Here is a 21,027-nt window from a genome sequence, read left to right as displayed (position 1 = left end):
CATGAAAAAAATCGTTTGTTTATTCCTATTGGCCGTGGTTGCCGTCTCGTGCGGTGCCATCGAAACACATTCCGGCAGCGGTAATGTCGTCAAGCAAAACCGCAACGTATCCAACTTCAATGGAATCAGCGTCGGCAGCGGGATCAGCGCTACCGTTGGCCTGGGCGATGCGTTCGAGGTCATCGTGGAAGCCGACGACAACATCCAACCTGAAATCATCACCAAAGTCGAAAACAACGTCTTGGTCATTACATCTTCCCACGGCAACTACCGTAATGCGACACGCAAAGTCACGATAAAAATGCCATCGATAAAAAGCATCGATGTGAGCAGCGGGGCGTCGGTAAGAAGTTCGGGCGTACTCACGTCGTCCAACATGGCTGTAGAAACCAGTAGTGGCAGTTCTCTGGACGCAACAATCGAAGCCGAGCACGTCATTGCGGAAGCTTCGAGCGGCAGCACCATGAACCTTTCAGGAAAAGCGCTTTCGCTTGATACGGATTCCTCCAGCGGGAGTTCCATCAACGCCGACAAACTGATTGCAAACGATGTCACCAGCGATGTTTCGAGCGGCAGTTCCACAAGCGTGCACGCGGCGGTGAGCATCAAGGCCGATGCTTCGAGCGGCGCCAGCGTCACTTACGGAGGCAACCCTAAAAACGTAGTCGTGGACGAAAGTTCCGGCGGTAGCGTTTCCAAACGATAGATCCATTTTTCTGTGAAATGTCCCGGTTTCGGCCGGGATGTTTTTTTAAGCCATGAAAACAATCAAACTGATTATCTTCCTGCTCATCGGAACCTCCTCACTGGCGCAGGAAAGCAAAACTTCGTATTTGTATTTGGCCGTAAAATCGGCAGACAGCCTACTTTTTGAGCGTGGTTTCAACCATTGCGATTTCGCGGCGCTCGAAAAATTGGCGCACCAGGATTTGCAATTCCTACACGACCAAGCCGGTATGCAGGACCGGAAAGCCTTTTTCGAAGCCGTCCGCAACAACATCTGCGGCAGCGGCAACAAGCCCACCCGACAACAGATCGGCGAATTCTCGGTGTATCCGCTTTACGACAATGGCAAACTGTATGGTGCAATCCAAATCGGCGACCACGAATTCTTCAACTCCGAAAACGGGCAGAAGCCGCGCCAGACAACCGTTGCAAAATTCGTCCATACCTGGCTGCTCGTGGGCGGACAATGGCAATTGTATCGTGTCTTGAGTTATGACCACCAATCGGTTGAGCATTAAATGGAGTTGCTATATTTGTACAAAGAAAAATCTTGGGCATCCGCAAAAAAATAAAATGGTTACTGACACGGCATCCGCTGTTGTACTATATCCGGTTTGTCCTGATTTGCCGCAATTACCGGGGGAAAATCGAGGACTTGCCCACGTTCAACGACATCAATAAGAAAGAGGAAGTTGCCCCGATTTACAGGGAAACCAATGCGCAAATCCCGTTTGAACCCAACATGGACGGCTTTGAAAAAACCTTGCTAATCTGCGACTGGTTGCGGCACAGAATCAAGGGCGGACGCGGCCTCGGGCTGGCTTCGGACGAATCACTACGACTGATGCTCGACGGAAAAGGCGGCATCTGCAGCGACTATTCCCAGATGCTCAATGTCTTTTGTTTGCTTAACGACATCCGGGTGCGCGAATGGGGAACGGTCGAAAAATTCTACAACGCGATGCACGGCCACAATTACAATGAAGTTTGGTCTGAAAAGCGCCAACAATGGATCGCCATCGACTTCCAGAAAAATCTTTGGTTCCACAAGGCCAATGAGAAAAAACCGTTGTCGGTCATTGAACTGTTCACCTATTTGCGGGAAGGCAACGCCGTTTGTTACGAGTATTTCTCGGATTGGCGCTGCATCGACATGTACAAAATCGGGAAAACCTATTCCGGGAACAGTATCCCGTTTCTGATCACGCGCTACAATAACAAGGTGTACGACCAATATTTGAACAAATACAAGAAACTTCCACCTTTTGTGGTCAATGCGATGATGATTTTGCTCGGTAAGAATTACCAGTTCCTATTCGTGATGGACAACTACAAAAGAAAACTCTTTGCGCCCTCGAAAAAAAGCAACTGATACGCCGGATATTTTTATATTTGTCCGGAGCCGATGCACCGCCGAGACGGATTGGCCAAAACCCCTGGAATCATGAAAAAAACCACCATGCTTTTGTTCCTGCTGCTGTTGGCACCGCTGGCGTTCGCACAAAAGGAGAAACTAAAAGGTTCGCGCAACGTGACCACGGCCGTGAAGGAAATTGCCGATTTCACCAACATTGAAGTGGACGACAATCTGGATCTTTTCCTGCAGTCTGGCGACAAGGCCGAACTTGAAATCGAGGCGGACGACAACACGCACGACGCCATCATCATTTCGTCAAGCGGCGGCACGCTCAGGATTGCGACTTCCAAACAAGTCGTAAGCACCAAAAAGTTCAGCGTAAAAGTGACCTACACCAGCAGTTTCAAGATGTTGGTCGCCAAGGACGAAACCAACATCACGGCCTTGACCGATTTGAAACTAGAAGATTTCACCATCAAAACCGCCGGAAGCGCCAAGGTTTTCGCCAACGTGCGCGGCAAGCTTTTCACCCTGATGGCCAACGACAAATCCAAGTCAGAATTGAACATCGTTTCAGAGAATTCCATCATCGAACTCAGCAAAAACTGCCAGCTTAAGGCGTTGATTTCGTCTCCAAAAGCGCAAATCGATTTGTATCAGAAAGCATCGGCAACCATCGAAGGCGATGTTTCAGATTTGAAACTCCGCGTGGACAACAATTCCAATTTCACGGGCAAAAACCTCACGGCCAAAAATGCCGACGTAACCGCCGAAGGAAGTGCAAACGTGAGCATCGCCGTCACCGGAATTGCGGGTATTTCAGCCGCCGGAAAAGCCGAAATCGACCTTCACGGCGACCAGCAGAAAATCGAAATCCGGAAGTTCGCCGATCAATCTTCGATCAGGAAGCGGCCGATGAAGTGATTTTGGTCGTTGAGAGAAGTTGCTGGTTTTTAGTTGCTGGTGGCTAGAAAAAATCTACGCAAATTGTGTTTTTTTGTTCGACGTTTTACATTCGACGTTTTACATTCGACGTTTGGGCGTTGCGCAAGCGCCGGGCTGTTCGTTGCAATGCCTCGCTCGTAGCCTCGCTGCGGGATTTCCACTGCCATCCCTAACGCGGGCAGCATCGTGGCATCAGGCTTTTCGGGTCAGTTGCATCCGCAATTCTTAATCATAATATAATTTCACCGATTATTCACGGCGACTGCTTAAATTAGCGGCTCAGTCCATCAGCCATGCCAAAAATCCTCATCATCGAAGACGAAGCGTCCATCAGGCGCGTGCTCGGGAAAATCCTTTCCGAGGAAAACGAATCCTACGAAGTCGAAGAATCCGAAGACGGCGTTTCCGGCCTCGAAAAAATAAAGAATACAGACTACGACCTCGTGCTCTGCGACATAAAGATGCCCAAAATGGACGGCGTTGAGCTTCTGGAAGCCGTCAAGAAAATCAAGCCAGAAATCCCGATGGTCATGATTTCAGGCCACGGCGATATGGAAACCGCCATCAATACGATGCGGCTCGGCGCGTTCGATTACATCTCGAAACCGCCAGATTTAAACCGTTTGCTCAACACCGTCCGCAACGCGCTCGACAAAAAGCAACTCGTGGTCGAGAACAAAATCCTCAAGAAGAAAGTTTCCCGGAATTATGAGATGATCGGCCACAGCGGCGCCATCGACCAAATCCGCGACATGATCGAAAAGGTTGCGCCAACCGATGCGCGCGTGCTCATCACCGGCCCGAACGGCACCGGAAAAGAACTTGTGGCGCACCAACTCCACGAAAAAAGTGAACGTGCGGATGCACCGTTCATCGAAGTCAACTGCGCCGCGATTCCGTCTGAACTCATCGAAAGCGAGTTGTTTGGCCACGTCAAAGGCGCGTTCACCTCGGCCGTCAAAGACCGCGCGGGTAAATTTGAGGCAGCAGACAAAGGCACGATTTTCCTCGATGAGGTTGGCGACATGAGTCTGTCGGCCCAGGCCAAAGTGCTGCGTGTGCTCCAGGAAAACATGATCCAACGCGTAGGCGCAGACAAAGACATCAAAGTCGATGTCCGCGTTGTGGCGGCCACCAATAAAGATTTGAAACAGGAAATCGCCGAAGGCCGTTTCCGGGAAGATTTGTACCATAGGCTGGCGGTCATTTTAATCAGAGTGCCGGCGCTCAATGACCGTCGAGATGACATCCCGTTGCTGATCGGCCATTTCACCGAGAAGATCGCCTCAGAACACGGCAACGCACCAAAACAATTTTCACCGGAAGCCATTGCGCTGCTCAAGGAATACGACTGGACGGGAAACATCCGCGAATTGCGCAATGTCGTGGAACGGTTGATCATCCTGGGCGGCAGCGAAATTTCGGAAACCGACGTGAAATTGTTCGCAAGTAAATAACAGACGAAGTTCATCGTTATGTTTCCTAACTTTGAACCTTGAACTTTAAACCTTGAATTTCGTTGAATCTCAAAAAGATAAACCCCAATCTCCAGCAAGCACTCATCGAGAGCGGCCTGATCGAACCCGTTGACGTGCAACGCGACACATTTTCATCCCTGAAAAGCGGTGCGGACTGCGTCATTGTGTCGCCGCCCGGTTCGGGGAAAACCACCACAATCGTCATCAACATCATCCAGAAACTGCAAAAGCCGGAGGGCGAAAGTACGCGTGCCTTAGTGATTGTTGACAGCAAGGAAAAAATGCTGGAAATGGAAGCCTTGTTTGCTGCGTATGGGAAACACAATGGCTTGCGCGTGCATGGCACCAACGACAAGAGCGACATCGACAACGACAAAAACCTCATTTCTCTGGGCATCGATGTCCTGATCGGAACACCGAATAAAATCAATGCGCTGTTTTCGGGCGCGGGTTTCAACATGAATACGATCAAGATGCTGGTCGTAGACGATGCCGATGTCGTCTTTCGCAACCGCCATGACGCCATCGTACAGCGTCTGTCCGATTCGGTTGCCAAGACGCAGCGGGTTTTCACGGCTACGGAAATTACCGAAAAACTAGATCTCATGGCCGACAAAATCATGGTTGAACCGGTCTGGTTTGAGGAAGCCGACGATGAATGATGCGCGCACTCCGGTTTACCATATTGGCTGTGGGCGGCGTACTCGGCATTTTGTATGTGCTGGCGATGACGGCTTTGTATTTCGGGCAGGAACAAATGATTTTCCACGCCGCGCGCCTTCCGGAAGATTTCAAATACGAATCGTCGCAACCCTATGAAGATTGCTCCATCCGCTGTCGTGACGGCAATACGCTGAACGGACTGCTATTCAAGACGGCGGAACCCAAAGGCGTGGTGTTGTATCTCCACGGAAACGCCGGAACGATTGCGCAATGGGGCGCCATTGGCCCAGATTACACCGCGCTGGGGTACGATATCTTGGTGCTCGATTACCGCGGCTACGGCAAAAGCGAGGGCGAAATTGACAGCGAGGCACAATTTCTCGACGATGTCTCGGCCGCGTACCAAATGCTCGAAGAGCGTTATCAAAATATCGTTATCGTGGGCTATTCCATCGGCACCGGGCCATCGGCTTATTTAGCGTCCAAGTTCAGTCCATCTGCGTTGGTGTTGCAGGCGCCATACTACAGCCTATTGGAATTGGCCGATTCGCGCGTACCATTCGTGCCGGATTTCCTCAAGAAATACCGCTTTGAAACCAACTTGTATCTGCCTAAAGTAAAGTGCCCGGTGTACATTTTCCACGGTACCGAAGACCGTTTGATCGTATTCAGCCACGGGAAACGTTTGTCTGAATTGCTGCCAAAAGGCCAGTCGCAGTTGTTTCCATTGTCGGGCGTCGGCCACGGCGGCATCAATCAGGACGACAGATTTCTCGCCGAGCTGAAAAACATCTTAGATCGGGCGGCAATTTAATTTTATCACCATGAAAACTTCTTTTGAGTCTGCCAGACTTTTATTCCGCGAACTCCAACCCACTGATGCCGAGGCCATGTTTGCGCTTGATTCAGACCCGGATGTCATGAAATATGTAGGCATGCAACCCTTGACCGATATCGCCCAAACCCGTGAGATAATCGCCAACATCCGCCAGCAATACATAGATTACGGCATTGGCCGATGGGCCGTCGTGTTGAAAGATACCGGCGAAGTCATTGGCTGGGCTGGGCTGAAATTCATCAAACACCTGAACGGCTTTGACGACAATTACGATTTGGGTTACCGGTTCCTGAAAAAACACTGGAACAACGGGTACGGTTTTGAATCGGCGCAAGCTTGGATCGATTTCGGTTTCGACGAGATGGAACTCGACAGGATTACCGCCTACGTTGACGTCAACAATGCGGCATCGGTCAACATCTTGGAACACAAATGCGGCATGCGTAAAATCAACACCTTTCTGGACGAAGGCGATGTGTGCGCGTGGTACGAGATTTTGCGGGAAGAAAGACCGCTTCGTTGAAAGAAGCAAGACCGCTTCGCTGAAAGAAGCAAGACCGCTCCGCTGAAAGAAGCAAGACTGCTTCGCTGAAAGAAGCAAGACCGGTCCGCTGAAAGAAGTAAGACCGATTCGCTGAAAGAAGCAAGACCGCTTCGCTGAAAGAAGCAAGACCGGTCCGCTGAAAGAAGTAAGACCGATTCGCTGAAAGAAGCAAGACCGCTTCGCTGAAAGAAGCAAGACCGCTTCGCTGAAAGAAACAAGACCGCTCGCTGCAAGAAGCAAGACCGCTTCGTTGAAAGAAGCAAGACCGCTCCGCTGAAAGAAGCAAGACCGCTTCGCTGAAAGATAGGCTTGTATAATTCTCAATTCTCCATTTCAATTCTCCATTGTCAATTGTCAATTACCTCTTATCTTCGCGCCTTAATTTCCGAAAATGATTACCATTAACGACATCGCCGTAGAATTTGGCGGCACGACTTTGTTCAGCGACGTTTCGTTCGCCATCAACGAGAACGACAAAATTGCCCTGATGGGCAAGAACGGCGCGGGGAAATCTACACTTTTAAAGATTATTGCCGGAGTGAATAAACCCACGCGCGGTGCTGTTTCGGCACCAAAAGAAGCCGTGATTGCCTACTTGCCACAGCATTTGCTCACCAAAGACGATGCGACGGTTTTCGAGGAAACGTCCAAGGCATTTGCCGACATTTTCAAGATGAAGGCGGAGATCGACGACCTGAACGAACAACTTACCGTGCGCACAGACTACGAAAGCGACGACTACATGAAACTCATTGAGCGCGTGTCTGATTTAAGCGAACGTTTTTACGCCATCGAGGAAGTGAATTATGAGGAAGAAGTGGAACTCGTCCTGAAAGGATTGGGTTTCGAGCGGGAAGATTTTACGCGCCCGACCTCGGAATTTTCAGGCGGTTGGCGCATGCGCATCGAACTCGCAAAAATCCTCTTGAAGAAACCGGATTTGATCCTGCTCGACGAGCCCACGAACCACATGGACATTGAATCCATTCAATGGTTGGAAGATTTCCTGGTGAATTCCGCCAAAGCCGTTGTGGTGATTTCGCACGACCGCGCGTTTGTGGACAACATCACCAACCGCACGATTGAAGTAACCATGGGCCGCATTTACGACTATCGCGCCAAGTATTCGCACTATCTCGAACTCCGCAAAGACCGTCGTGCGCACCAATTGAAGGCGTACGAAGAGCAGCAGAAAATGATTGCGGAAACAACCGAGTTCATCGAGCGTTTCAAGGGCACCTATTCCAAGACGTTGCAGGTGCAATCGCGCGTGAAGATGTTGGAAAAACTGGAACTGGTGGAAGTGGATGAGGTCGACAATTCTGCCTTGCGGCTGAAATTCCCACCGGCACCACGCTCTGGCCAATACCCGGTCATCGTCAAGGATTTGTCGAAATCATATGGCGACCACGTCGTGTTCAAGGATGCGAATATTGTTATCGAGCGCGGGCAGAAAGTCGCTTTCGTCGGCAAGAATGGAGAAGGAAAGTCCACGATGATCAAGGCCATCATGAAGGAAATCGGGATAGACGGCGGCAGTCTCGAGATTGGGCACAATGCGCAAATCGGGTATTTCGCCCAAAATCAAGCGTCGCTCTTGGACGAAAACATGACCGTTTTTGAAACCGTCGACACCATTGCCGTGGGCGACATCCGGACGCAGATCAAGAACATCTTGGGCGCGTTCATGTTCGGCGGCGACGACATCCAGAAGAAAGTAAAAGTGTTGTCGGGCGGCGAGAAAACACGGCTTGCGATGGTGAAGTTGTTGCTCGAACCGGTTAATTTGTTGATTCTTGACGAACCGTCGAACCATTTGGACATGAAAACCAAGGACATCATCAAGGACGCGCTCCGCGATTTTGACGGTACGCTCATCTTGGTGTCGCACGACCGCGATTTCCTCGACGGATTGGCAACCAAAGTCTTTGAATTCGGGCACAAACGCGTCAAGGAACATTTCGAGGACATCACCGGATTTTTGGCGTATAAGAAAATGGAACACTTGCGCGAGATTGAAAAATAAAAACAAAAGGCATCACATGACGCGACGCCTTTTGTCCATTTAACTCCAACCTCAATTTTATTTCGCGGCTTCTACAAGCCTGATGAATTCTGATTTTGAACCTTCTGAGTCCGCCGAAAGGCTGCCTTTGGCCAATCGGAGCAAGTCTGCTTTGGAACGGTTGCCAATAAATGAAGATTCCCGCAATTGCAACCCAAACCAGGCGACGGCCGCACAGAACCTGAAATCGCTGGACGTGTTTTGCAACAGCGACGCTTTGTTCGGGATGGTTTTGACCAATTCGCTGGTTTTGTCTGCGTCGGGTTTTTTATACCGGAATTTTACGGTGGCCAATTCGCTGCCGAAGGTCGTTCCGGTGTTGATTTTCGGGTATTGCAAGCCGTCGGTTTCCTCAAAATATGGGCTGTCCACGTCCATCGGGATTACTTCGTACAGTGCCGTTATGGTGTGGCCGCCCTGCAATTCACTTTTGCCGAGGTTCTTGAAATCGTCCGGGCGCAGGTTGCGACGCTCATACCCGATAAGCCGATACGCCTTTACGATCATTGGGTTGAATTCCACCAAGACATTTACGTCCTTTGCGATGGCACCGCCCGATGCATTGTATCGCCCTTGAAAGCCGATTTTGACAAGTTTGTTCTTGCTGTTCCACGGGCAACTGCCGTACTCCGTGGCCACCGAAACCGGATGTTGGTCTTGCGGTTGCGGATAGTCGTACTGGAAGTAATTGATCATTTCCTCGATCCGGACGACGTCTTGTGGCACTTTTTCCCCTTTGTTGATGGCGTTTCGGATGTCGGTGTAAGCGTTGTTCTCGACGGTCATGCTAAACGTGGAAAGTGGCGCGGCCAAAGGGCTTTCGAACGTGTTTTCGACCGAAGTTTCCCGCGACGTAGCCAAGCGGCCATCGGTGGTTTTTGTGGCTTTTTTACTGACGACCATGGCACCATTTACGGCTTTGTTTCCGTACAACGACTGCGCTTCGGATTGCGTCAATAGTTTCATCGATTCGATTTCAGTTGTACGGAGTTGGTTGAATTGCGACTCGGTAGCCGGAACGCCGTCGATGATGTAAAGCGTTGGTATGTTGACCATTAAACTTACCTTGACATCGTTTTCGGGTTCGGCCGGAACATTCGTCGCAAGCGGATTAGGGTTTCTGGATTTTGCGTTTTCGCGGAGAATCGTCTTGGTTTTGGTGCGCTCTTTACTGGCATTCATGTAACCATTCGCGGCCGCAGATTTATAAGATGTTTCGTCTGGCAACTGGGCATTGATGGTTGTTTTTTCGCCTACGGTGGCAACAAGGTCGGCGCCTTCGAAACTAAAAACCAATTGGTCGCCCTTCTGGGCTTCGATGTTGTATTTTCCTTCGGCATCGGTCCGCGTACCACGGTTTGTACCCATGACAACCACATTGACACCCGGCAACGACCCGGACCGGTCAGACACGACGCCAGAAACGGTTGCGATTTCGGATTGTTCCAAAAGTGCGGCGGCCGACGGTTTGTTGCTTTCGGTTACCATGACATCGGCTGTTTGTACAGCAACCACTTGAGCAGGCGTATAAACTGTTGCGGCTACCGATTGTTTCCTGTCGATGAAAGTTTCAGCGACCGGTTTTGGCGCTTCTGGCCTATCGGTGTTGGTGTTCAAGACGGGTTTTTCTACCGGTCGACCCGAATCGGTGGTCGTAACACGGTGTTCGGTTTCCGCATTTTCAGTGCCCGAACCCCAGAAGTGATACACGATTGTGACAAACAACAAAAGCGATGCTGCAACCGCAATTACTTTCCAGAACACCAAGGATTGTTTGGCTTCTTTGTAGTCCAGTTTTTCCTCGACCCTGGACCAGACTTTGTCCATCGAGGGGAATTCCTCCGAACCGGCCTGGTGCGCGATGTCTTTGAAATGTTCGAAGATTTTATCTTGGTTTTCCATGGTTATTCAGCTTTTTTTTGGCAATACAGGTGATTGACCAATTCCTTGAGTTTGGTTTTTGCAACGTTGAGTTGAGACTTGGATGTGCCTTCCGAAATGGACAACATCGCCGCGATTTCCTTATGGCCATAGCCTTCAATGACGAACAAGTTGAAAATGGTGCGGCATCCTTCCGGAATGCGGTTAAGTAGGTTGAGCAGGTCTTCTTCGGCCAGCGCATCGATTGGCGCGACCGACGGGATCGATACAGACTTGACATCGTCCAGATACATGTTGAAGTTGACGCTCCTACGAATGGTCAGCAAACATTGGTTCACGACGATTCTTCTGGCCCAGGCCTCAAAAGCCTTGTCTTCTTTTAATTGGTTGATTTTGGTAAAAATGGTGAAGAACGCGTCGGCCAAGGCTTCTTCGATTTCTTCTTCTTTCTTGAGGTAGCGTTTGCACGTCCGATAAAGTCTGGGTGCCATCAACTCATACACCTGGCGCTGGGCAGTTCGGTGCATTTTCCGGCAGTCTGCTATGAGTTGTTCCTGGATCATGGTTTGTCTTTATCGGGAAGAGCAGCCGGTGGCAAAAAAGGTTGGGACAGCGCCTAAAAAATTATTTTTTCCGCAGGACAAGCTTGTACAATCCGGTTTGTTGCGCGCCGGAATCATTGTCTTCGCACAATAGGAATGTCAGTTCTTTGCGCGATTTCTCGATTAATGTCAGGCCTTCAAATTTGTGCGTCGGCGAAATCACCTTTGTGAAGACCAATTCCATTTTTTTAGGGTCGATGCAACCGATCAAACTGCCCATGATTTCACCGTCTTTATAGACCGAATTGCTGTTTTCGGCCGCTGCCGTAAAATAAATTTCATTGCCCACGAGTGTCGCGTCGGTAAACGTGGCAGGAATGCCGTTGCAGGCGGGTAGTGGCATGGCTTTGTAATGGACTGCACCGTCTGTTTCGGCGATGTTGCCCGAAATCGTGAAAATTCCATTGTGGCTGCCCGGGCCATTCCCGCGTTGGAACAGCAGCCATTTGTCGCGGTACCGCAACGCGCCTTCGATGTTGAAATCTTCCTTTGAAATGCCCGAAACTTTTCGCATTTTTTCATAAAGTACGGAAAGGTCGACCACGGATTTGTGCTGAAAGTCTGGAAAATCGCACACCGATAAGGCGTTCCTTTTTTTCTTCGAACCCGAACCAAACAAATAAAGCTTTCCTTCGGCGACGGCCATGGCTTCGTAATCGGGTTTGTCTTTCTTGGCGATGTTTTCGGAAATGCCCGAGGGTTGTAGTGCGATTTTTTCCAGTTTCTCATCGGCCAGGCTACATTGGTACAGGCCGTTGCTGTCGTCGGCAATCATCAGTACGTGACCGTCATGAAAAATCAGTCCGGATGCCGCTCCGATGCCGTGGATGTTGAACAATAAGGTAAGGACGAAATCTTGCATAAAAGGAGGGCTTTTGCTGTGAAAAAATCGCTTAAATATATACATTTATAAAAAATATCCCGATGCAAGATTTCAAATCAGAAGAATTCAAAGTGACGCGGCGCATCAAACTCGCCGACATCGATACCGAATACCGCAAGAACTATGACGACGACGTCAAGGAAGAAAAACTCGTCGACACCAGCCGGAAGCTCGCCAAGATTCAGGAGAAAATGTACGCCAACAATCGTTACGCTGCACTCATTTGCCTGCAGGGCATGGACACTTCGGGCAAAGACAGCCTCATCCGCGAGTTGTTTAAGCAATTTAATCCGCGGGGTGTCGTCATCCACAGTTTTAAGGTGCCGAGCTCAACAGAACTGGAGCACGATTACCTGTGGCGGCATTATGTGGTGTTGCCCGAAAAGGGAAAAGTGGCCGTGTTCAATCGGACACATTATGAAAACGTACTGGTGACGCGCGTCCATCCGGAATATTTACTCGGTGAAAACCTGCCGGGAATTGAGAAAGTGGAAGACGTTACGCCGGAATTTTGGGAAAACCGATTCCGGCAAATCAACAATTTCGAGCAGCACATCGCCCAAAACGGTACGATTGTATTGAAGTTCTATTTGCACATGAGCAAGGAAGAACAACGAAAAAGATTGCTCCGTCGGTTGGAAGAAGAAGACCACAACTGGAAATTTTCGCCGGGCGATTTGAAAGAGCGCGCCTGTTGGGAGCAATACATGGCATGTTATGAAGAAGCCATTAGCGAAACTTCAAAGCCGCATGCGCCGTGGTTTGTAGTGCCGGCCGACGACAAAGAACTCTGCCGTTGTATCATTGCCGACATCTTGCTTGAAGAACTTTCAAAATATGATTTTCCGCTGCCAGACCTTGAAGATAAAGTGGAAGACAACATCGAAATGTATCGAAAACAGCTCGAGAACGAATAAAAAAAACGCCCATTAAGGGCGTTTCTCATCAATATATAGGTCAGTTAGTTACAGCCTGAATCCGTAGGCAAGCCTGAGCGCCACTTGGCCCACGCCTTTGTCGCCATCGGCCGTCGGGAACGCATTGTAATGCTCATAGCGCAAGCTCACGTCTAAGATTTCGTTTGCCCAGCCAATACCAGGACTTACCAGGAAAGACGTGTCCACGGTATCTGAATAATCATTCGTGACCGGAATGGCAGCACCGGCTTCGGCCAGTACGTAAAACTGGTCTTCCCACCAGAATACCTTGAATCCGCCTTTCACCGGAATGAATCCTAGGTCTTTAACGTCATCGCCTATGAACAAGTTGGTGAAACCGGAAGTCAACGTCACCGACACGCGACGGTTGAAATCGTATTGCAACCGGACGTCGCCGCCCAGTGCCCAGTCATAAGCGTCGTCGGTCATGACACCGGCATTCAGTCCGAAACCGAGACGCCAGCCTTGGTCGTAGTTTGCAGCTGCCGGGTTGTCTGGTTTGTCCTGCGCATTGGCGTTAAACGTCAGCGCCGCGAACGCCGCTATCATCAATCCTTTAATCTTTACAGAAGTTTTCATAATACTTTACTTTGGTTACTTATTCGTTTTTGTTCACGAGGTAAAATTAGTTTTGGCATTCCGCAATCGTTTTACAGAATTTTAAGGTCGGGCCCAATGCAAAAGTTCCTATCGAGGTGGTTTTAAGCTGTAACGTACTGGCTCAGTGCGGATTTGGATGTTAGCTGAGGTAAGCTGACGGTGTGGCAAACGAAGTCGATTTGGGAAAATTTTATGATAAGACTTAACATAAAATTTGGGTTTTGGGCCGATTTCGTTCGGTAGCGTCAAACCTGAACGTTACCTTTGCGCAAAAATCGCATGAATTTTTCGCGTTACACCAAGGAGTTTTCATACAACCTGCAACTGGCCTATCCGGTAATCCTGGGCATGCTCGGCCATACCGCCATTGGTGTGGTGGACAATATCATGGTCGGGAAATTGGGCACGACGGAATTGGCGGCCGTGTCTTTGGGCAATACGATGGTGTTCATCGCGATGTCACTCGGAATCGGTTTTTCTACGGCCATTACCCCGATCGTGGGCGAAGCCGACGCCGAAAACGACCAGAAGAAAATACGGTCTGCATTCCATCACGGGCTGATTTTGTGCACGGTACTCGGCGTGGGGCTGTTCATGCTGGTCACGCTGGCCAAGCCAATCCTGGGTATGCTGCACCAACCGAAAGACGTCATTGACTTGGCGTTGCCGTATCTGGATTGGGTGGCGTTCTCGCTCGTGCCGCTCATTATTTATCAAGGCTACAAACAATTCGCAGACGGGTTGTCACACACCAAATATTCCATGTACGCGATTATCGGTTCCAACATCATCCACGTCGGGCTGAACTACGTCCTGATATACGGCATCTGGATTTTCCCTGAAATGGGTATTCAGGGCGCGGCGCTCGGAACGGTGATCTCGCGCATCGCAATGGTCGTGTTCATGCATTTTATTCTACGCCGAAATAACGACCTGCGTCCGCACTTCAACGACTTCAGCTTCAAGAAAATCAGCAAGCAGAAATTGCAGAAAATCATTGATTTGGGCACGCCGTCGGCCTTGCAAATGTTCTTCGAGGTCACGCTTTTCACCACGGCAGTCTGGCTTTGCGGCAACATCGGGAAATCCAGCCAGGCGGCCAACCAGATCGCGTTGTCGCTGGCTACGGTCACTTTTATGTTCGCCATGGGTTTGAGTGTCACGGCCATGATCCGGATCAGCAACCAGAAAGGCATGAATGACTACAAACAGCTCATTGTCGTAGCGCGTTCTATCTTTTTATTGGCCATTATCGTCGAGGTGATTTTTGCGTTTTTGTTTGTGGCGTTGCACCAAGTCTTGCCGGCGATGTTCCTCGATATGGACGATCCGGCAAAATTCCTTACCAATGCCGAAGCGGTTTCTATTGCCGCCGACTTGCTCATTATCGCCGCGATTTTCCAGATTTCGGACGGCATCCAAGTCGTGGTGCTCGGTGCGCTTCGCGGGTTGCAGGACGTGAAAATCCCGATGTACATTACATTCGTGGCGTATTGGGTGATTGGTTTTCCGATTTCCTACGTCCTCGGCGAATACACCTCGCTCAAAGCCGTTGGCGTCTGGATGGGGCTACTCGCCGGGCTAACGGCCGCCGCATTATTTTTGTATCTTCGCTTCGATAAAATCACCAAAAGGCTGGTGCGCGAAAACCCGCAGCCGGCCGAACAAACTTCAATACAATAGCATGGAACTTCCAAAATTCTTACTGGGCGATAACACTGATTTTCCTGACGATATTTTCGTCATCCATTTAGATTATCCGCGTTTTATCATCAACCTGAAAGACGATGAAGTGGAATTTATGGAAGAAGCCGAAGACCTTGATGAAGGCGAACTCAGCCAAATCATGGAAGGTTTGATTATGGAAGCCAATGACTTTTACGACCGTGAGATTGGACGTTACGAGGAGTAAGTCAATTAATAATTAATAATTAATAGGTAATAATTAATAATTACCACGCAGTAGTTACGACTTGAAATATTTTTCCAGCAGTGATTGCGCGGCGGCGAACGGTGACAGTTCGTTTCTACGGACCGCTTCTTTCATTTTTTCCAGTTCGGCGGCGATGATCGGGTTGTGGTAAAACCGGTCTTTGAGTTGTTCGTTGACTGTTTCCAGCATCCAAAATTGGTTTTGTTCCTGACGCTTTCCTTCGAAATAACCATTGGCTTTGGTAGCCGACAGGAATTCTTGAATCGTTTCCCAGATTTCCGCGATCCCGTCGTGGGTGAGTGCGCTGCAAGTCAGTACTTTTGGCATCCAGCCCGATTTTTTGGCCGGGAACAAATGCAGCGCGCGGTTGAATTCTGTCTTGGCGAGCGTTGCCCGTTTGACGTTGTCGCCGTCGGCTTTGTTGATGGCCACGACATCGGCCATTTCCATGATGCCGCGTTTGATGCCTTGGAGTTCGTCGCCCGCGCCCGCAATTTTCAGCAGCAGGAAAAAATCCACCATGGCGTGTACGGCGGTTTCGCTTTGCCCGACACCAACGGTTTCTATGATGATCGTATCAAAACCCGCGGCTTCACAAAGCATAATGGTTTCCCGCGTTTTCCGCGCCACGCCGCCCAAGGTTTCGCCCGAAGCGGATGGCCTGATGTACGCATTGGGATCTTTCACCAATTCTTCCATTCGGGTTTTATCGCCCAAAATACTGCCGTGTGAGAGCGAACTGCTGGGGTCAACGGCCAAAACGGCTACTTTTTTACCTGATGCCGTCAGGAATTTTCCAAAGGCTTCGATGAACGTGCTTTTCCCGACACCGGGCACGCCGGTAATCCCGATGCGTACCGATGGGCGCGCGTGGGCCAGACAGGCTTTGATGATTTGATTGGCTTTTTCAAGATGCGCTGGATTGGCGCTTTCCACAAGCGTAATAGCACGACTCAGAGCGGTAATGTCGCCAGCGAGAATGCCGCTGATGAGCTGTTCTATTGGAACGTCGCGGCTGCGCAAGGCTACGATATTTCCCGCAGATGCCGCGCTTACTGGTTCGGGCTGGTTTACACCCCGGACTTCCTGTAGTGCCGATGCCTTGTTTTTCTTCATCACCCAAAAATACAAAAACAATTGCGCGCGATGCCGTATTTTTCACCGGCAATAAATAGTATTTTTGAAGCATTGAATCCTGACCATGACAACAATGAATATCCCGCCGCACACTGTGGCGCAGCTTGAAGCCATCGTGGGCAACGCCTATGTTTTTGCTGACGATGAAACCCGCAGGAATTACGGCCACGACGAAACCGAAGACTATGTTTTTCCGCCGGCGATCGTGGTCAAACCCGCGACCGCGCAGGAAATTTCGGCCATTATGAAACTCGCCAACGCAGGGCAAATCCCTGTAACGCCCATCGGCGGCCGTACGGGTTTGAGCGGTGGCGCATTGGCCATACACGGCGGCATCGGATTGTCGATGGAACGATTCAACAAGATTGTCGAAATCGATGAAAGGAATCTTCAAGTGGTTGTTGAACCGGCCGTCATCACACAAGTGTTGCGCGAAGCCGTGGCCGAAAAAGGATTGTTCTATCCGCCGGATCCGAGCAGTCAAGGCAGTTGCTTCATCGGCGGCAACGTGGCCGAAAATGCAGGCGGTGCCCGCGCGGTGAAGTACGGCGTCACCAAAGATTACGTGCTCAATCTGGAAGTGGTTTTGCCCAACGGCGAAATCATTTGGACGGGTGCCAATACGCTGAAGAACTCAACCGGTTACAACCTGACGCAACTCATGGTAGGCAGCGAAGGTACGCTGGGCGTCATCACCAAAATCGTCATGAAATTACTTCCGAAGAATGCGCACAACATCCTGATGCTGGTGCCGTTTTTCGAGGCGAAACAAGCGTGCGAAGCCGTAGCCGAGATTTTCCGCGCCGGCATCGTACCGAGTGCACTGGAGTTCATGGAACGCGACGCCATCGATTGGGCGCTCGAGTATGTGGAAGGCATCAGTGTAGACATCAAACCCGACATCCAGGCGCATCTGCTCATCGAAGTCGATGGGAATTTTCCGGATGTATTGTTTTCTGAGGCCGAAAGAATAGCCGACGTGGTGGGCCAGTTCCGTATCGATGACATTTTGTTCGCCGATACCGAAGACCAGAAAAATGCCCTTTGGAAGATGCGCCGCAACGTGGCCGAAGCCGTCAAATCGAATTCCGTCTATAAAGAAGAAGATACAGTCGTGCCGCGGTATGAACTGCCGCGTTTGTTGGCAGGCATAAAGGCCATCGGGAAAAAATATGGTTTCCGTTCGGTTTGTTATGGGCACGCGGGCGATGGGAACCTGCATGTGAACATCGTCAAAGGCAATATGACCGACGACGCTTGGAAAACCGACGTCCCGAAAGGCATCCGCGAAATATTTGAACTGACTGTCGCCTTAAAAGGAACATTGTCTGGCGAGCACGGCATCGGTTACGTCCAGAAAAACTACATGGATATCGCGTTCAATCCGGTGCAATTGGCGTTGATGAAAGGCATCAAAAATACTTTTGACCCGAACGGCATCCTGAATCCGGGGAAAATATTTCCGGATCAATCCTGAGATTGCGCTTCCAGTTGTTGGAGCCGTTGTTCAAATGAATCGAGTCGGGCCTGAAGCAAGTCTTTTTGCCGCTTTTCGTCCGCGATGGTTTGACGCAGCTCGTCAATTTCTGCCTGTTGTTCCTGGATCGCCTTGAGCGCAATGACGACCATATTGGCGTAATCGACCGCATAAATATCACGAAGTTCAGATTTTGGATCGGCGATGTTTCGGTGGCTGACTACTTCGGGAAACAATGGTAACACTTCCTGCGCGATAAATCCCATGGAAGTTTTTTGTTCCGGGTTGTTTTTGATGAAACGATAGTGGCTCGGCCGAAGCTGCATCACTTTGTCGAGTACGCTTTCCATCGGCGCAATGTCGGTTTTCAGGCGTCGGTCAGATACATTATACGTACCGCCAACGCTCGAAATGTAAGCCGACAACAAACCGTTGTAACTAAACCACAAATCGTTGGTGTTGGCATGGGAAATTTCCCAAGTACGGCTCGTGTAGCGCAAGCCCAGGCCTACGCCATACACGCTGCCGTCGTTTTTTTCGTTTATTTCCAACCCGAAACCAGGCGTCGCGGTGTTGATGCCGACGTTGGTTCTGGTGGCTGCCGTACTACCGCCCAAAGACAGGCAGTTGCTGCAATTGACCAGTGCATTTGCCCCTAGGGCTGTGGCATAGGCCAGGTTGTTTGTTCCGGCATCTGCGAAAGCGCCCATAAAAACATTGTTACTGCCCGACTGGTTGGCTGTTCCCGAGGCATGGCCGCCGTAAAGGTTGTAACTGCCCGTGAACGTGCCGGCGCCATAGCCAGCCGATGCACCGATTCCAGTATTGTAATTTCCAGTGGTCTGGTTGGCCAAGGAAAAACTGCCCAAACCCACATTACTGTCGCCAGAAGTCACATTAAACAAGGCGTTTTCGCCCAATGCGGCATTTTTTCCGCCAGTAGTGATTTTGTTGAGCGCTTGGTAGCCAATACCCGTATTGTTTGAGCCGGTAGTCATCCCGAAACTTCCCAAGCCCGCCCAAAATCCCATGAAAGTGTTTTGCGCGCCGGTGCTGTGATAACCGGCATAGTTTCCGACGCCTACATTTCGGTCGGCGGAGGTATTGTTGAATAATGCCGACACCCCGAACGCTGTATTGTCACGGCCCGTGTTATTGCTATTCAGCGCATAGTTTCCAACGGCAACGTTCAGTATGCCGTTGTTGGTTGTGGTAGGTTGGTTGGCGAAGAGCGCATTGTAGCCGATGGCGATATTGGACGATACCCAAGCGGTATTGCCGTTGTTGAAGCTTTGGCTGCTGAGCGCATTGAGTCCGATGGCGATGTTGTGTCCGGCGGTCGTGTTGTTCTGGGCAGCGGTATAGCCAATGGCGATGTTGTTGTTCCCGAGCGTATTGTCCTGAAGGGCGATATTGCCTAACGCACAATTGTTGGTTCCTGTGGTATTGCTGAACAACGCCTGAAAACCGATGCCGGTATTTCTTGTGCCGATCGTGTTGTTGAACAAGGATTGCGCGCCCACGGCGATGTTCTGGATGCCGTTGGTGGTTGTCGTTGGATTGTTGTTGAACAAGGCTTGATAACCGACAGCCGTATTGTTGGCGTTGAACGACGCGCCGCCGTTGGTGAACGTCTGGTTGGCAAGCGCATAGTTCCCGAGCGCGACGTTGTTGGCTGCCGTCCCCGAGTTGATCATCGCACCCCGGCCAACGGCCACATTCCGGTTGGAGATTGTACCGTTTTCTAGCGCGCCTACACCCACCGCCGTGCTTTCCCCGCCGGTGAGATTGTTGCGCAGGGCGCGCCATCCCACGGCAATGTTATACGAACCAGTTACCCCGAACTGCAATGCCTCCAAACCGACGCCTACATTGTAATTGCCCGTGGCATTGTCTGTCATCGCGTAGCTTCCCAAAGCCGCGTTGCCCGCACCGGTGGCGTTGTTGAACAACGACATGAACCCAATGGCGCTGTTGCCCGAACCCGTGGTATTGCTGAACAACGACTGCGAACCGAGCGCCACATTCTGGTTCCCGTTATTCGCCGCCGTAGGGTTGTTGTTGAACATCGATTGGTAGCCGACTGCCGTGTTGTTACTGTAATAAGCTGCGCCGCCATTGGTGAATGACTGGTTGGCAAGCGCGTAATTGCCGATGGCCACATTTTGGCCTGCCGTACCGTAAGTGAACATCGCGCCGCGCCCAACGGCCACATTTCGGTTTGAAATGGTCCCGAATTCCAACGCGCCGACGCCCAGTGCCGTATTTTCAACGCCCGAAAGGTTGTTGCGCAGGGAACGCCATCCCACGGCGGTATTGTACGCGCCGGTCGTATTGAACTCCATGGCTTCCAATCCTAACGCAGTACTGTAGCTGGCCGAAGTGTTCGCGTTGAGTGCCAGCCTGCCTAGCGCGGTATTGCCCATTCCCGTACTGTTGGCGGTGAGCGCGCGGTTGCCTACCGCTGTGTTGAGGTTACCGGTAGTATTTTTGCCCGATTGATAGCCGAAGAACGTATTTTCCAACGCCAAGTCAATACGTCCGGCGGCATCGTTGTTTACTTTAAAATTCAGCGGTTTGTTGTCGGTTGTACCGATGAAATTGACGCCGTCTGTCGTGCCCGAGTTGCCCGCCGTGGACCAGCCGTTTTTACCAGAGACCGGCAGCCAGCCATTGGACGAGTTGTCCCAATAGTAAAACCCCGGCGCGTTGGACCCAGATGGCATGGTCAGATAAATCAGCATGCCGTCTTGTGCAGACGCCGGGTTCGTCGCCGGGAATGTATCGATCTTCGGGATGAGCAATCCGTCGGTTGGGGTAGGCGCGGCCTGATTGCTGGACCGGATGTCAAGCTGCGCGCCGGGCGTCGTGGTGTTGATCCCGACTTGGGCGGTCAACGCCATCGGAATAAGTATCGGCAAGATGCGTAATGTCTTCATGATCAATCGGATGTTGATTTC

General features: G+C 50.7%; 19 protein-coding genes. 13 read left to right on the top strand and 6 right to left on the bottom strand.

Annotated features, from left to right (window positions below; genetic code table 11):
- Window position 1: 1 nt before the first annotated feature.
- The 9 genes from ACM9J1_RS06430 (at window position 2) to ACM9J1_RS06390 (ending at window position 8,577) form a co-directional block, all read left to right on the top strand.
- On the top strand, window positions 2-706 hold the full coding sequence (locus ACM9J1_RS06430) for a head GIN domain-containing protein (RefSeq protein ID WP_415581207.1): 705 nt from the start codon (window positions 2-4) through the stop codon (window positions 704-706).
- 52 nt (window positions 707-758) lie between these two features.
- Complete coding sequence (locus tag ACM9J1_RS06425) at window positions 759-1,244, top strand: nuclear transport factor 2 family protein (protein ID WP_415581206.1); 486 nt, start codon at window positions 759-761, stop codon at window positions 1,242-1,244.
- Window positions 1,245-1,276: 32 nt separating this feature from the next.
- Complete coding sequence (locus tag ACM9J1_RS06420; protein ID WP_415581205.1) at window positions 1,277-2,098, top strand: transglutaminase domain-containing protein; 822 nt, start codon at window positions 1,277-1,279, stop codon at window positions 2,096-2,098.
- 72 nt (window positions 2,099-2,170) lie between these two features.
- The gene (locus tag ACM9J1_RS06415) at window positions 2,171-3,007 is read left to right on the top strand and encodes a GIN domain-containing protein (RefSeq protein WP_415581204.1); all 837 of its coding nucleotides are present in this window, start codon (window positions 2,171-2,173) and stop codon (window positions 3,005-3,007) included.
- A gap of 314 nt (window positions 3,008-3,321) precedes the next feature.
- Window positions 3,322-4,485 (top strand): sigma-54-dependent transcriptional regulator, encoded by a 1,164-nt coding sequence (locus tag ACM9J1_RS06410; RefSeq protein ID WP_415581203.1) that lies wholly within the window; start codon window positions 3,322-3,324, stop codon window positions 4,483-4,485.
- 62 nt (window positions 4,486-4,547) lie between these two features.
- Window positions 4,548-5,168: a DEAD/DEAH box helicase gene (locus ACM9J1_RS06405; RefSeq protein ID WP_415581202.1), complete on the top strand. Its 621-nt coding sequence runs from the start codon at window positions 4,548-4,550 to the stop codon at window positions 5,166-5,168.
- Window positions 5,165-5,983, top strand: a complete 819-nt coding sequence (locus ACM9J1_RS06400; RefSeq protein WP_415581201.1) for an alpha/beta hydrolase — start codon at window positions 5,165-5,167, stop codon at window positions 5,981-5,983. Before ACM9J1_RS06405 ends, ACM9J1_RS06400 begins: the two co-directional genes overlap by 4 nt.
- A 10-nt stretch (window positions 5,984-5,993) precedes the next feature.
- Window positions 5,994-6,530, top strand: a complete 537-nt coding sequence (locus tag ACM9J1_RS06395) for a GNAT family N-acetyltransferase (protein WP_415581200.1) — start codon at window positions 5,994-5,996, stop codon at window positions 6,528-6,530.
- 412 nt (window positions 6,531-6,942) lie between these two features.
- Complete coding sequence (locus ACM9J1_RS06390) at window positions 6,943-8,577, top strand: ABC-F family ATP-binding cassette domain-containing protein (protein ID WP_415581199.1); 1,635 nt, start codon at window positions 6,943-6,945, stop codon at window positions 8,575-8,577.
- Window positions 8,578-8,634: 57 nt separating this feature from the next.
- On the opposite strand, the gene ACM9J1_RS06385 is transcribed toward ACM9J1_RS06390, so the two are convergent.
- The 3 genes from ACM9J1_RS06385 to ACM9J1_RS06375 form a co-directional block, all read right to left on the bottom strand.
- Window positions 8,635-10,518 (bottom strand): YfbK domain-containing protein, encoded by a 1,884-nt coding sequence (locus tag ACM9J1_RS06385; RefSeq protein ID WP_415581198.1) that lies wholly within the window; start codon window positions 10,516-10,518, stop codon window positions 8,635-8,637.
- 2 nt (window positions 10,519-10,520) lie between these two features.
- Window positions 10,521-11,024, bottom strand: a complete 504-nt coding sequence (locus tag ACM9J1_RS06380; RefSeq protein ID WP_415581567.1) for an RNA polymerase sigma factor — start codon at window positions 11,022-11,024, stop codon at window positions 10,521-10,523.
- Window positions 11,025-11,121: 97 nt separating this feature from the next.
- Window positions 11,122-11,961 carry a DUF6929 family protein gene (locus tag ACM9J1_RS06375; protein ID WP_415581197.1) on the bottom strand — a complete coding sequence of 280 codons (840 nt, stop codon included), beginning with the start codon at window positions 11,959-11,961 and terminating at the stop codon, window positions 11,122-11,124.
- 62 nt (window positions 11,962-12,023) lie between these two features.
- On the opposite strand from ACM9J1_RS06375, the gene ACM9J1_RS06370 reads away from it, so the two are divergent.
- The gene (locus ACM9J1_RS06370; protein WP_415581196.1) at window positions 12,024-12,899 is read left to right on the top strand and encodes a PPK2 family polyphosphate kinase; all 876 of its coding nucleotides are present in this window, start codon (window positions 12,024-12,026) and stop codon (window positions 12,897-12,899) included.
- A 48-nt stretch (window positions 12,900-12,947) separates the two neighbouring features.
- Here ACM9J1_RS06370 and ACM9J1_RS06365 read toward each other — a convergent pair whose 3' ends face one another.
- Window positions 12,948-13,499: a hypothetical protein gene (locus ACM9J1_RS06365; protein WP_415581195.1), complete on the bottom strand. Its 552-nt coding sequence runs from the start codon at window positions 13,497-13,499 to the stop codon at window positions 12,948-12,950.
- 300 nt (window positions 13,500-13,799) lie between these two features.
- Here ACM9J1_RS06365 and ACM9J1_RS06360 point away from each other — a divergent pair, with 300 nt between their 5' ends.
- Together ACM9J1_RS06360 and ACM9J1_RS06355 are read left to right on the top strand one after the other, a co-directional pair.
- The gene (locus ACM9J1_RS06360) at window positions 13,800-15,203 is read left to right on the top strand and encodes an MATE family efflux transporter (RefSeq protein ID WP_415581194.1); all 1,404 of its coding nucleotides are present in this window, start codon (window positions 13,800-13,802) and stop codon (window positions 15,201-15,203) included.
- A gap of 1 nt (window position 15,204) precedes the next feature.
- Window positions 15,205-15,432 (top strand): hypothetical protein, encoded by a 228-nt coding sequence (locus ACM9J1_RS06355; RefSeq protein ID WP_415581193.1) that lies wholly within the window; start codon window positions 15,205-15,207, stop codon window positions 15,430-15,432.
- 54 nt (window positions 15,433-15,486) lie between these two features.
- Here the strand turns inward: ACM9J1_RS06355 and meaB are convergent, their stop codons facing one another.
- Window positions 15,487-16,569, bottom strand: coding sequence for a methylmalonyl Co-A mutase-associated GTPase MeaB (gene meaB / locus ACM9J1_RS06350; protein WP_415581192.1), 1,083 nt, complete (start codon window positions 16,567-16,569; stop codon window positions 15,487-15,489).
- An 85-nt stretch (window positions 16,570-16,654) separates the two neighbouring features.
- On the opposite strand from meaB, the gene ACM9J1_RS06345 reads away from it, so the two are divergent.
- Entirely contained in the window at window positions 16,655-18,067 is a 1,413-nt protein-coding gene (locus tag ACM9J1_RS06345; RefSeq protein ID WP_415581191.1) for an FAD-binding oxidoreductase, read from the top strand.
- Here the strand turns inward: ACM9J1_RS06345 and ACM9J1_RS06340 are convergent.
- On the bottom strand, window positions 18,058-21,006 hold the full coding sequence (locus ACM9J1_RS06340; RefSeq protein ID WP_415581190.1) for a tail fiber domain-containing protein: 2,949 nt from the start codon (window positions 21,004-21,006) through the stop codon (window positions 18,058-18,060). The two genes, ACM9J1_RS06345 and ACM9J1_RS06340, sit on opposite strands and share 10 nt — an antisense overlap.
- Window positions 21,007-21,027 lie beyond the last annotated feature (21 nt).

The organism is Flavobacterium longum (genome assembly GCF_965137575.1).
GTDB lineage: Bacteria > Bacteroidota > Bacteroidia > Flavobacteriales > Flavobacteriaceae > Flavobacterium > Flavobacterium longum.
The sequence above is the reverse complement of the archived record's forward strand: the minus strand, read 5'-3'. Positions and strand labels throughout refer to the sequence as shown.